Annotated in this window: 12 protein-coding genes; 9 read left to right on the top strand and 3 right to left on the bottom strand. The window is 69.0% G+C overall.

The window, feature by feature from the left end; all coding sequences use genetic code 11:
* Nucleotides 1-19 precede the first annotated feature (19 nt).
* Entirely contained in the window at nucleotides 20-556 is a 537-nt protein-coding gene (locus ASD42_RS15165; RefSeq protein ID WP_056817008.1) for a helix-turn-helix domain-containing protein, read from the bottom strand.
* A 62-nt stretch (nucleotides 557-618) separates the two neighbouring features.
* On the opposite strand from ASD42_RS15165, the gene ASD42_RS15160 reads away from it, so the two are divergent.
* Entirely contained in the window at nucleotides 619-1,596 is a 978-nt protein-coding gene (locus tag ASD42_RS15160; RefSeq protein ID WP_056817005.1) for an alpha/beta hydrolase family protein, read from the top strand.
* On the opposite strand, the gene ASD42_RS15155 is transcribed toward ASD42_RS15160, so the two are convergent.
* Nucleotides 1,583-3,010: an MDR family MFS transporter gene (locus ASD42_RS15155; RefSeq protein ID WP_056817000.1), complete on the bottom strand. Its 1,428-nt coding sequence runs from the start codon at nucleotides 3,008-3,010 to the stop codon at nucleotides 1,583-1,585. The genes ASD42_RS15160 and ASD42_RS15155 overlap by 14 nt on opposite strands.
* Before the next feature lie 112 nt (nucleotides 3,011-3,122).
* Nucleotides 3,123-3,869, bottom strand: coding sequence for an IclR family transcriptional regulator (locus ASD42_RS15150; RefSeq protein WP_056816998.1), 747 nt, complete (start codon nucleotides 3,867-3,869; stop codon nucleotides 3,123-3,125).
* A gap of 213 nt (nucleotides 3,870-4,082) precedes the next feature.
* On the opposite strand from ASD42_RS15150, the gene ASD42_RS15145 reads away from it, so the two are divergent.
* From ASD42_RS15145 to ASD42_RS15110, 8 genes are read left to right on the top strand one after another with little or no spacing between them, the layout of a single operon-like run.
* Nucleotides 4,083-5,120, top strand: a complete 1,038-nt coding sequence (locus ASD42_RS15145; RefSeq protein WP_056816995.1) for an NrtA/SsuA/CpmA family ABC transporter substrate-binding protein — start codon at nucleotides 4,083-4,085, stop codon at nucleotides 5,118-5,120.
* A 1-nt stretch (nucleotide 5,121) separates the two neighbouring features.
* Nucleotides 5,122-5,937 (top strand): ABC transporter permease, encoded by an 816-nt coding sequence (locus ASD42_RS15140; RefSeq protein WP_056816992.1) that lies wholly within the window; start codon nucleotides 5,122-5,124, stop codon nucleotides 5,935-5,937.
* Nucleotides 5,934-6,698, top strand: coding sequence for an ABC transporter ATP-binding protein (locus ASD42_RS15135; protein ID WP_056817290.1), 765 nt, complete (start codon nucleotides 5,934-5,936; stop codon nucleotides 6,696-6,698). Before ASD42_RS15140 ends, ASD42_RS15135 begins: the two co-directional genes overlap by 4 nt.
* Nucleotides 6,695-7,720: an ABC transporter substrate-binding protein gene (locus ASD42_RS15130; protein WP_056816989.1), complete on the top strand. Its 1,026-nt coding sequence runs from the start codon at nucleotides 6,695-6,697 to the stop codon at nucleotides 7,718-7,720. Before ASD42_RS15135 ends, ASD42_RS15130 begins: the two co-directional genes overlap by 4 nt.
* A complete protein-coding gene (locus ASD42_RS15125) occupies nucleotides 7,717-8,817 on the top strand; it encodes an LLM class flavin-dependent oxidoreductase (protein ID WP_056816985.1) in 1,101 nt (366 codons plus the stop codon). The genes ASD42_RS15130 and ASD42_RS15125 overlap by 4 nt, the downstream gene beginning before the upstream one ends.
* The gene (locus ASD42_RS15120; RefSeq protein ID WP_056816982.1) at nucleotides 8,814-9,983 is read left to right on the top strand and encodes an LLM class flavin-dependent oxidoreductase; all 1,170 of its coding nucleotides are present in this window, start codon (nucleotides 8,814-8,816) and stop codon (nucleotides 9,981-9,983) included. The genes ASD42_RS15125 and ASD42_RS15120 overlap by 4 nt, the downstream gene beginning before the upstream one ends.
* Nucleotides 9,984-9,998: 15 nt before the next feature.
* Nucleotides 9,999-10,718, top strand: coding sequence for a class II aldolase/adducin family protein (locus ASD42_RS15115; protein WP_056816979.1), 720 nt, complete (start codon nucleotides 9,999-10,001; stop codon nucleotides 10,716-10,718).
* Nucleotides 10,715-11,659: an ABC transporter substrate-binding protein gene (locus tag ASD42_RS15110; RefSeq protein ID WP_056816977.1), complete on the top strand. Its 945-nt coding sequence runs from the start codon at nucleotides 10,715-10,717 to the stop codon at nucleotides 11,657-11,659. Before ASD42_RS15115 ends, ASD42_RS15110 begins: the two co-directional genes overlap by 4 nt.
* Nucleotides 11,660-11,710: the final 51 nt, after the last annotated feature.

The following is an 11,710-nucleotide window of genomic DNA, read 5'->3' as shown; positions in this document are numbered from 1 at the left end:
TACGTCCGGAGCGTGCGTGTCACCGCGTGGCATCGCCTCGACGGTCGAGCGGGAACAGGATCGGGCTGAGTAGGTATTCCGAACGATCCGGGGTGGCCGCGTTGTCGAGGTGGGGGGTGATCGCGGCGCGCATGCCGGTGATCAGCTGGGCGAGTTCGTCGGGGTCGAGCCACAGTGAGTGCTGGCGGTAGCCGACGAGATCGTCCACCGGGTCGGCGCGGTCGTCGGTGATGTAGGCGTCGAATTCGGCGAGCAGAGTGGCCATCGCGGCGACGAAGATCTGGCGATGGTCCGCCGGCGTCACGGTGGCGCCATCGATGCTCGCGCGCTCGCGGCGTAATCGGTAGCGCCGCTCGACCGCCCCGCGTACGCGACGTTCGTCGACGACCTCGAGCACGCCACCGGACGCCAGCAGCTCGACGTGGCGGTACACCGTCGCCTTCGAGGACTCGGGCACCAGCGCGCACAGCTGCGCGGTCGTGTGCGTCCGACCGCCCGACATCGCGTGCACGATGCGCAGGCGCACGGGGTGTGTCAGTAGCTCCAACGAGTCCATGCGTCAATATTCTCACATGTGCTACCTTTCGCAAAGATGAGAACGATGAGTGGAGGGCACCCATGGGTGGCAACGAGACAGCGCAAGCGGGTATCGAGTCGTGGCAGATCCCGGAGTATGTGAATCCGGCGGCCTTCGCTGATCGCGATGTCACAATAGGTTCCGACGAACTCGCCGTCGCGGGCGTCCTGAGCGTGCCGTCGGCTCCGGGGCCACACCCGGCGGTTGTCATCCTGTCCGGTGGCGGCGCGTTCGACCGCGACGGTACCGTCGGCCCGAACCGGATCTACCGGGACATCGCGTGGGGACTGGCCTCTCGTGGCATCGCGGTCCTGCGCTTCGACAAGGTCACTCTCACCCACGCCGACGCGGTCGCCGCCACCGCGGGGTTCACCGTCCGCGACGAGTACCTGCCCCACGCCCTCGCGGCCATCGACATCCTCAGGGCGACAGAGGATATCGACGCGAGTCGAATCCATCTTGTCGGCCACAGTATGGGCGGGAGGATGGCTCCGCGCGTGGCCGATACCGCCCCCGAGATTGCCGGGATCATCACCTTGGCGGGTGACACATCGCCGATGTGGTGGGCTCTGGTGCGCGTTCTGCGTCACCTCGCCGAGGTGGATCCGTCCGCGATCACGGCACTGCCACCTCTCGCGACGGTGATCGAGCAGGCGAAACGGGTGGACAGTCCCGAGCTGTCACTCGAGACGCCGACCGAGGATCTCCCGTTCGGCCAGTCCGCCGCCTATTGGCTGGACCTGCGCGATTATGACCCGGTCGCGGTAGCGGCCACCCTCGACATCCCGATGCTGATCCTGCAGGGCGGGCGCGACTATCAGGTCACCGTCGAGGACGATCTCGCGCAGTGGCGAGCCGGCCTCGCCGATCGAGCCAATGTCGACATTCGCACCTACCCCGCCGATGACCACCTGTTCTTTCCCGGCGACTCACCCTCGACGCCCGCCGATTACGCGCGGCCGCAGCACGTCGACGGTGCGGTCGTGGCCGACATCGCGCAGTGGATCACGGCGCACTGACCGCCGATGCGCCGTGGCTGCGGCCCGGCATGGTCGCTGCGGCGATCAGCATGACGACAGCCATGGCGAGCATCGCGACAAAGACCAGGTGGATGCCGTGGGCGAGTTCACCGGGTGCGGGGCGGTCGGGGTCGTGGATGCCGGCGTTGACGATGGCGCCGAACACCGCGACGCCCAGTGCGCTGCCGAGGGAGCGGGCGAACATATTGGCGGAGGTGACCACACCGCGTTCGTGCCATTCGGCGCTGGCCTGGGCGGCGATGAGGGTGGGGGAGGCCACCAGACCCATACCGCAGCCGATGAGAAAGCACGACGCCGCGATCTGCCAGGGGCTCGACTGCGGGCCGACGAGCAGGGTGGTCGCGCAGCCGAGCGCGGCGATCGTGCTGCCGACGATGCCGCTGATGCGGAACCCCCAGCGCAGGTACAGCCGTCCGGACAGGGTCGCGGCGAGCGGCCAGCCGAGCGTGAGCCCGCCGACGGCCAGTCCGGCCACCAGGGCGGTGGTCCCGAGCACGCCCTGGGCGAAAGTCGGCACGTACGAGGTCAATCCGAGGATGACGGCGCCGACCAGCAGGGAGACGGTGCTGCTCGCGATCACCACGCGCCGGGTGAAGATCCACAGCGGCAGAATCGGATTCGCGGTCCGCAGTTCGACGACCGCGAACAGCGCCAGCACTGCCACGCTCCCCACGAACAGGGTGAGCGAGACCGGCGAGGTCCACTCCCAGGCCTGGCCACCTTCGAGCAGGGCGAGGATCATGGCCCCCGCACCGACGGTGAGCAGGAGCGCGCCGAGATAGTCGATGCGCTGGGTGCGGCGCACCGCCGATTCGGTGAAGTGGCGCACCAACATCCAGGCCGCGACCGCGCACAGCGGAAGATTGATCAGGAAGATCCACCGCCAGCTCAGATGGTCGGCGAACATTCCGCCCAGCAGCGGACCGAGCACGGCTGAACTCGCCCACACCCCGGCCAGGTAGCCCTGGATCTTGGCGCGTTCGGTCAGTGTGTACAGATCACCGGCGATCACCATCGTCATCGGCTGGATCGCGCCAGCCCCGATGCCCTGGATCGCCCGAAAGGCAATGAGGGCCACCATGCTCGTGGCCAGTCCGCACAGCAGTGACCCCGCCGCGAACGCCGCGATCCCGAACAGGATCACCGGCTTGCGTCCGACCATGTCGGCGAGCTTGCCGTAGATCGGCACCGTCACGGCCTGTGCGAGCAGGTAGATGGAGAACAACCACGGGAACATCGCGAACCCGCCGAGAGTGTCGGTGATGGTGAGCACCGCTGTCGCGATGATGGTCGAGTCGAGGGCCACCAGCCCGGTGGAGAGCATGAGCGAGGCCAGGATCGGACCTCGTTCGGATCGCAGACCGACAGCCGGGCTCGCGGTATCGGTAGCCACCGAGGTCCTTTCGTTGCATCGACTAACCACTCGGGTTCACGGTATCGGGGGCGCGACTGTTTCCGCGCGGCATTTTTCGAGGGTGTGACGCGATCGGTGTCGAGGGAGGGCGTCAGTCGGCGGCGAACCGCGTGGCGATATCGGCCGCGGTGACCTTGGCCAGTTCGACGAAGAACGGCACCCGCTCGTCGATCATCAGCGTCGCGGGTCCGCGCATGCCGAGTGCGAAGCGGCAGCGACCCTGAGAATCCAGGATCGGCAGGCCGATGGTGCGAAACCCGGGATCCAGTTCACGATCGTTGAACGCGTAGCCGCGCTCGCGCGTGGTGATCAGTTCCGCGCGCAGTTCCTCCGGGCTCGACACCGAACGCTCGGTGCCCTCTTCGTAGGGCAGCGAACGCAATTCGTCATCGTCGGCGTCCGACCAGGCCAGCAGCGCTTTGCCGAGTGCGCTGGCGTGCAACGGAAGTCGCACGCCCTGGAGTTTGTGTCCGTCGCTCTCGCGCCACCGGCTGGTCCCGAGCAGTACCGCGTGGATCCCGTGGCGGGTGGCGACCGAACCGGTCGCTCCGGTGGTGGCGGCCAGTTGCTCGAGGTAGGGCTCGGCGAGGTAGATGCGGTGCTGGCGATAGGCGATCTGACCGTATTCGGCCAGCGCTCCGCCCATCCGATAGCGACTGGACTCGGCGTCCTTCTCCAGGAACCCGGCCTGCACGAGCGCGCCGAGCAGACGGTGGGTGGTGCTGACAGCCAGGCCCTGGGCGCGGGCGACTTCCGAGACCCCACGCTCCTCGCCACCGCGGAAGCAGTCGAGTACCGAGAGGGCCCTGGTCACGGTCTGCACGCTGGAGGTCTCCACAGGGCCGACGGTAACACAGGTGTTCGAGCCCACGACCTCCCGATTTTCCGGTATATGGAAAGTCGATGCCCGAGAAACCGCATCACCTGCCATAGAACGACAAGTCCACCGCTGTCAAGCTTTCCGATCCGTGGAAAGGCATACCTCGTTCGAGACCGCACCCGCTCCTACGCTGCGAAGGCATCAACCCCCCAGCCCCGAACAGGAGCCCCGATGTCCCGCAGGCTGCCGGCCTTCTCGCGGATCGCCCTCGCGATCGTCCCCGTCGTAGCCCTTGTCGCGGCGTGTGGCTCCGACTCCACGCCGGAACAGGGAGCGCAAGCCTCGTTCGTTCTCAAGGTCACCGATCCGGGCAACAGCGGCCCGCTCGCGGTCGGCAAGCGCGACGGCACCTTCGATGCCGCACTCGCCCCGCTGGGCGCCAAGATCGAATGGGTCAGCACCACACCGGGTTTCAGCTCGATGTTGAAGCTGTTCAACACCAGCGAACTCGATGTCTCCGGCGCCGCGTTCAGTCCCGTCGTCGGTGCGCTGTCCAAGGACGTCGGCGTGAAGATCGTCGCCGTGGCCGACCCGGCGGGTCAGGATCAGAGCGGCATCGTGGTGACCCCGGAGTCGGGCGTGACCACCGTGGCGGGCCTGGTCGGCAAGCGGATCGCGGTGAATCCCGCGGGCAAGGGCGAGTACATCACGCTCAAAGCGCTGGCCCAGGCAGGCATTCCGGCCGACAAGGTGACCCGGGTGCCCCTGCAGCAGAAGGACGCCGCGTCGGCCTTCGCGACCGGCAAGGTCGACGCCTGGGCGTCGTTCCTGGTGCCCTACCAGGAGGCCAAGGCCTCGGGCGCCAAGGAGATCGCCACCGAGAAGTCCGTCGGCTCCAAGGACAACACCGTGGTCGTGTTCCGCACCGAGGTCCTCGACAAGCGCCCCGATATCGCCGCGAAGTACCTGGAAGTGCTGCAGGGACTCACGGCGAAGCAGAAGGCCACGCCCGCCGACTTCGAGAACGTCTTCGAGAAGACCGGCCCGCGTGCGCTGACCGGTGACCGGCTCGCCGACGCCGTCCGGGTCGGCGGCGAGGTCACCGTGCCCCGCCTGCCCGCCGAATCCGATGCCACCGACCTGGCCGATGTGGTGAACACCTTCGCCGACAACGGCGTCATCTCGCGCCGGATCGCTGCCGGCGACATCTTCTACGACCTGAAGTCCAAGCTCACCCCGGACCAGCTCGCCGCCTTGAAGGGCAAGTGAGGTGAGCAGCCTCGCATTGGCCCCGCCCCGGGCGCGCGTCGCCCGGCAGCGCCCGAGGTGGTTGTCGCTCGGCCTGCGTGCTGTTCTCCCCGCCGCGATCGTGTTGGTCTGGTGGGTGGGTTCGGCGAGCGGCGCGATCTCGCCACGGGTGATCGCGGGCCCCGCCGCGGTCTGGTCGGCGTTCGTCGAACTGTTCGACAGCGGCCAGCTGGTGGAGTTCGCGCTCGCCTCGTTCGGGCGCGCGGCCGCCGGTGTGGCGATCGGCGTCGGGGTCGGGCTGGTGCTCGGCCTGTTGTCGGGCCTGTCCAGCCTCGGTGAGGAACTGGTCGATTCGACCATGCAGATCGTGCGGGCCGTGCCGTTCTTGGCGCTGGTTCCGCTGTTCATCGCCTGGTTCGGCATCGACGAGCTGTACAAGATCCTGCTCATCGCGGTGGCGACGACCGCGCCGATGTACGCCTATACCTATCTCGGCGTGCGCAATGTCGACCGCAAGATGGTCGAGGCGGCTCGCAGTTTCGGGCTCACCGGCACCCGGCTGGTGGTCGAGGTGATCGTGCCCGCCGCGCTGCCCGGGATTCTGATGGCGCTGCGGGTGTGCCTGTCGATCAGCATCACCGCGCTCATCGCCGCCGAACAGGTCGGCACCCAGCAGGGCGTCGGCTACCTGGTGACCCTCGCTCAGGAATACAACCGCACCGACTACATGGTGCTGTGCGTCGTGCTCTACGCGCTGCTCGGTCTGGTGTTCGACGCACTCGTGCGGCTCGCGGAACGCTACGCGATGCCATGGCGGAAGCAGGTGGCGATCCGATGACGACGACAACAGCCGCGCCGGTCCAGCTCGAGACCGAAGCACCGGCCCCGGTCGCGGTGTCGATCACCGGTCTGCGCAAGGCGTTCGGCGAGAAGACAGTGCTCGACGGAGTCGACCTGACCATCCGCCGTGGCGAGTTCGTGGTGCTGCTCGGCCCGAGCGGCACCGGCAAGACCACCCTGCTTCGTCTGCTCACCGGGCTCGAAACCCCCGATGCCGGTGCGGTATTGGTGCCTTCCCGGCGCACGACGGTCTATCAGGAGCCTCGGCTGATCCCGTCCAAGCGGGTGTTGGCCAACGTCATCGTCGGCCTGCGGCGCGGCAAGCAGCAACGCGAAGCCGGTCTGCGCGCACTGAACGAAGTCCACCTCGACGGTAAAGCAGGCCAGTGGCCCGCCACGCTGTCCGGCGGCGAAGCCCAGCGCGCCGCACTCGCGAGGGCACTGGTGCGGGAACCGGAACTGCTGTTGCTCGACGAACCGTTCGCGGCATTGGACGCGCTCACCCGCCTCCAGATGCAGGACCTGGTCGGCGATCTCGTCGCCCGGCACCGGCCCGCCGTCCTCATGGTCACCCACGACGTCGACGAGGCGATCCGCCTCGCTGATCGGGTGATCATCCTCGACCACGGCCGTTTCGCCGTCGACGAGGTCATCGACCTACCCCACCCGCGTGATCACGCGGCGCCCGAAACCCTCGGTTACCGCACGCAATTCCTCGCCCAGCTCGGCGTCGGACCACACACCAGGAGCCTGTCATGACCGAAACACTGTGGTACACCCGCTGCCCCGTGCCGACCGCGAGCGGTCTCGCGCACAGCCTCGGCTGGCTCGGCGAGACCGCCGCGAGCGCGGGCCTCGAATTCGGTGTCCTGCAGGACGCCGGTCCCGAGCTCGCGGGCCACCATTTCCTGCACGACCTGTCCGGCCTGATCCGTGAGGGCGGCAATGTGCCCGCCCTGGCTGCTCGCGCGCAGGGTTCGCCCACCCGCCTGATCGGGCTCACCTGGATCGACGAGTCCCAGGCGATCCTGGTCGGCCCCGATTCGCCGGTCACCGACGCGGCGGGCCTGGCCGGTCTGCGCGTCGGCGTCCCCGCCTGGGCTCAGGACCAGGCACGCAGCTTCCCACGCGCGATGGCACTGCACGGCTTCGCCAACGCGCTGCGCCCCGCCGGGCTGACCCTGGCCGATGTCCGGGTCGTCGAGCTCGATGTCGAGCGGGATCCGCAGGTGCGCACCGCGATCCAGAGCGCACGGCGCTCGACGACGTGGGGTGTGGACGAACTCCTCGACGGCAAGGTCGACGCCATCTACGTCAAGGGCGCCCGCGCCCAGGAAGTGGCGAAGGAGAACGGGCTCCGAGTCGCGGTCGACCTCGACGCCTCGGCCACCAAGCACCTGCGGGTCAACAACGGGACACCGCGTCCGATCACCGTGCACGCCGACCTGCTCGAGTCCCGTCCCGAGGTCGTCGTCGGCTTCCTCGCGCAGAGCCTGCGCGCCGCCGACTGGGCCGCCGGCGATCTCGACGGCGTCCGCGCGGTGCTGCAGCGCGAAACACTGTCCGGGCCAGAGGGAGTCGCCGCGGCCTACGGCGACGAATTCCATCGCGGACTGCATCCCTCGCTCACCTCCGAACGCGTCGAACTGCTCGGCGTGCAGAAGCAGTTCCTCTATACCCACGGTTTCCTGGCCGCGGACTTCGATCTCGACGCCTGGGTCGCCCCTGAGCCATTGGCTCGCGCACAGGAGCTCGTCGCTGCCGAGCGGGTGCCCGCATGACCGAGTTCTCTTGGCGGCTGCCCAGCCGCGGCGACGGCCGCCGCGCGAAGTCCGAACTGCGTGGTCGCGGTGGCTTCGGCCCGCCGACGGCGCCCACCGAGGCCACCGATGTCCGGCCGGGCCGGTTCGGTCCGTTCGACGATCTCGCCCAGATCGTCGACGCCGCCGAGCTGAACGGCTTCGACGGCGTACTCGCGCCCTACGACCCGCTCGGCGAGGAATCTTGGATCCTGGCGGCCGCGGCCCTGCGCGCCACTCGCTACACCCGGGTCACGGTCGAATTCCAGCCCGCCTTCGGCACGCCGGTGTACGCGGCCAAGGTGTCGGCGACCCTGCAGCGGCACTCGGCAGGCCGACTGAACTGGCGACTGGCCGTCGACACCGACGAGGCCGAGGCCCGCTCGCGCGGCGACCGCGTCACCGGTGACGAGCGCTACGACCGTGCCGCGGAGTTCCTCACCGTCGCACGCGGCGTCTGGAACGAGAACGAGATCGGCGCAGCGGGATTCGCGGGCACCGGCTTCGACTACTCCGGCCGCTACTACGACGTCATCGACGGGGGATTCCGCGGAATCCTGTCCGGTCTGCCGTTCCCGAGCGTGCACCTGAGCGGCACCTCACCGGCCGCGCTGGCACTGTCGGCCGCGCACGGTGACCTGCACCTGTTCGCCGAGAGCCCCGACGGAATCGCCCGTGCCGTCACCGAATTGGGGGAGCGGGCCGCCGCGGCGGGACGCGAGGTACGGGTCGGTCTGGAGCTGCCGATCATCGCCAGGGAGACCGAGGACGAAGCCTGGGCCAGGGTCCACCGACAGTGGGCCGAGCTGGACCGCCCCGACACTGCGGCCGAACACGCGCTCGGCGACGGCCGCTGGGCGGGCTTCGACGCCCTCGGCTACGACCAGCGCATCGGTCTGGTCGGCAGCTACGAGCAGGTGGCACAACAACTCTCGGCCTATGAGAGCGCCGGCGTGCAGACCTTCGTGCTGGCCGGACACCCGAACATCGAGGAAATCCATCGCGCGGGCGAACATCTGCTGTTCCTCGCCGACCCGGCAGGCCGCACCCTCACCACCGCGCAGGAGCTCACCGCATGACCATCGACGTCTATTGGCGCATCGGCATGGAAGGCGACCACGCTTCCCTGCGCACCCCGCGCCGCTACAACCGGGGCAATGCGAGCGGGTACGGACCGGGCAATATCGCACCGGCCATCCGCGACGGCGCACTCGACCAGTACAGCTATCTCGACCACGTCGTCGCAGTGGCGAAAGCCTCGGAATCGGCGGGTTTCCTCGGCGGGCTGCTGCCGTCGTTCCCGGTGACCGACGACCCGTGGGCGGTGGCCGCCGCGCTCGCCGCCGAGACCACCACCTACCGCTTCATGGTCGCCTTCCAGCCCGGCTTCCTGCACCCGGTGCAGGCGGCCAGGATGTCGGCGAGCCTGCAGCGCGCCACCGGCGGGCGACTCGTTTACAACATCATCAGCGGTGGCGGCGGACCGGCCCAATTGTGGTGGGGCGACAAGGTTTCCCATGACGACCGCTACGCGCGCACGAGCGAATTCCTCGACGTGCTGCGCGGGGTATGGGACGGCGAGCCCTTCGATCACGACGGCCGCTTCTTCGGCACCGAGGGCGCCGCGCTGCCGCCCGGCCTGGCCGGACAGCCCTTCCCCGAGGTGTACTTCTCCGGCTCCTCGGGCGCCGCCGTCGCCGCGGCGGGCCGCCACGCCGACTACTACCTGTCCTGGCTCGAGCCCTACGCCGACCTGCGCGCCAAATTCGACGGTGTGCGCCGCAACGCCGAAACCACCGGCCGCACACCCAAGTTCGCGGTCCGCATCGACATCGTCGCCCGCCACACCGAGGAAGCGGCCTGGGCCGAGATCGAGAAGGGCTGGGCCTTCGTCGACCGCGCCGCCGCCAACCGCGCCGCCCAGGGCGACTCCGTCGGCGCCGCCCGCATCGCGGGATGGGTGCCCGAAACCATCACCGGCTACCGCGATCTGGAAGTTCAGCCCAACGTCTGGGCCGGGTTCAGCCTGATCCGCGGTGGCCCGGCCTTCGGCCTGGTCGGCAGCTACGAACAGGTCGCCCAGCGGCTCGACGAACTGATCGCTCTCGGCGTCGACGCCTTCATTCTCGCGGGCAACCCGCACCTGGAAGAGGCCTACCGCGTCGGCGAGGAAGTCCTCCCACTGCTCGGCCGTTCCCGGCTCACCACCCCGTCCACCGAGACCGTCCTCGAGACGGTCCGATAACCCAGGAGTCCTTCGATGACCACCACCGAAACCCGTCTGCCGGAGGCTGTCACGGCCTTCGTCGATGCGGTCACCCGCGACGCCGACACCGCGTTCCGGGTATTCCGGGAAACCGGAACCGTCACCGGCAACGGCACCGTCAACTTCGTCGAGCGGGTACCCGGCGAGGAGATCGCCGTCGCGCTCAACGCACCCGGCCCGTGGGCAACCCACCGCACCGTCGAACCCGTCGTCGCCACCTTCGACGGAGAAGTACTGTCCGGCAGGGGATCCGCCGGATTCGTCACCGGCTACGCGAAGGTGTTCCGCGCGCACCCCGAGATCACCTCCGTCGTCCACATCCACACCCCGTGGCTCGGCGGCTGGGCCCAGACCCACCGCACCCTGCCGATCCGCTACGCCGCCTCGCAGCGCCTCACCCTCTCGCGCGAGATCCCGCCGCACATCGACCGCACGATCGGCGCGGGCGATTTCATCCTCGGCCGCCTCGAGGTCGACCCGCACCTGGTCGCGATCTTCGAGGCCAACGGCGGCGCCAATGTGATCGGTCGTGCCGGTCTGCTGGAGCTGGCGAAGTTCGTCGTGCTGCTCGAAGAGGGCGCGCAGTACCAGGCGATCGCCGAAACCCTCGGCGGCTCGGTCGAATTCGATCCCTCCAACCTCGCCGTGCAGTGGCAGCGCAGCGGTCTGGCCGACGAAGCCCGCCGCCTCGGCCTGATCGGAGACGCGCGATGAGCATTCGGGTCGGCTATTTCCCGCACAACAACTCGCTGTTCGTCCTGCGCCACCGCGGGATCCTGGAACGGTCACTGCCCGAGGTCGAATGGGTCGACCTGCGCGCTCTGCCGCAGCCCGAACGCGTCGATCCCGAAACCGCGCTGCCCAGCGAACATTCGGACTGGCTGTTCACCGAGGGCGGCTACGATATCATCGGCACCGGCTTCACCCCGCCGATCACCGCGCTCGCCAACCAGCGCGACATCGTCTATCTGGGTATCTCGGGTCCCCGGGTGGAGAACGGCAGACTGGTCGCGACCGCGGCGAGCGGCATCACCTCCGCCGCGGATCTGAAGGGCAAGCGGGTCGGCATCGCGCACGGCTCGTGGCAGACCACCCTGCTGCTGTTCGCCCTCGATCAGGCCGGTCTCACCTGGGCCGATGTCGAACCGGTCGACGTCGATGTGCGCGGGGGCGGCGCCGCGCTGCTGGCCGGTGAACTCGACGCCTGGGTCGGCACCTACCCCGGCCTGCGGGAGGTGGAGGCCGCCACCGAGCTCACCACGCTGGTCCACACCGCCTCGGTGTTCAGCCACCCGTCGCTGTGGTTCACCCGCCGCGACCTGGCCGAAGGCAACCGTGCCGCGGTGGAAGCGGTACTGGCCGCGCTGCAGGAGTCCGATGCCTGGATCGCCGCGAACCCCCGCGAAGCGGCGCGGTATTTCGTCGACGACGCCGAGTCACGCGGCATCCCCGCCGACCTCGACGCCTGGGAAGCAGCGCTGCGCGGCCGCCCGTTCGGCGTGCACCCGGTGAGCGAGGACTTCCTCGACGAGCAGCAGCGCGCCGCTGACCTCCTCGCGGCGAACGGGTTGCTCCCGCGCACGGTCGACGTACGGTCCGCGGTGCTGCCCTGGATCGGTGAGGTCGTCACCGATCAGGCCGGGGCCACCGTCTGAGGAACCGAACGCCGGGACTCCGGGTGATCGGCTCGATCACCCGGAGTCCCG

It is taken from the genome of Nocardia sp. Root136 (genome assembly GCF_001427185.1).
Taxonomy (GTDB): domain Bacteria; phylum Actinomycetota; class Actinomycetes; order Mycobacteriales; family Mycobacteriaceae; genus Nocardia; species Nocardia salmonicida.
Note: the sequence above shows the minus strand (reverse complement) of the source record. Positions and strands in the feature narration are given on the sequence as shown.

Excerpts from the sequence above, each read along its gene's own strand:
- ASD42_RS15165 (WP_056817008.1), bottom strand. The coding sequence starts at position 556 with ATGGACTCGTTGGAGCTACTGACACACCCCGTGCGCCTGCGCATCGTG.
- ASD42_RS15160 (WP_056817005.1), top strand. The coding sequence starts at position 619 with ATGGGTGGCAACGAGACAGCGCAAGCGGGTATCGAGTCGTGGCAGATC.
- ASD42_RS15145 (WP_056816995.1), top strand. The coding sequence starts at position 4,083 with ATGTCCCGCAGGCTGCCGGCCTTCTCGCGGATCGCCCTCGCGATCGTC.
- ASD42_RS15135 (WP_056817290.1), top strand. The coding sequence starts at position 5,934 with ATGACGACGACAACAGCCGCGCCGGTCCAGCTCGAGACCGAAGCACCG.
- ASD42_RS15130 (WP_056816989.1), top strand. The coding sequence starts at position 6,695 with ATGACCGAAACACTGTGGTACACCCGCTGCCCCGTGCCGACCGCGAGC.
- ASD42_RS15125 (WP_056816985.1), top strand. The coding sequence starts at position 7,717 with ATGACCGAGTTCTCTTGGCGGCTGCCCAGCCGCGGCGACGGCCGCCGC.
- ASD42_RS15120 (WP_056816982.1), top strand. The coding sequence starts at position 8,814 with ATGACCATCGACGTCTATTGGCGCATCGGCATGGAAGGCGACCACGCT.
- ASD42_RS15115 (WP_056816979.1), top strand. The coding sequence starts at position 9,999 with ATGACCACCACCGAAACCCGTCTGCCGGAGGCTGTCACGGCCTTCGTC.
- ASD42_RS15110 (WP_056816977.1), top strand. The coding sequence starts at position 10,715 with ATGAGCATTCGGGTCGGCTATTTCCCGCACAACAACTCGCTGTTCGTC.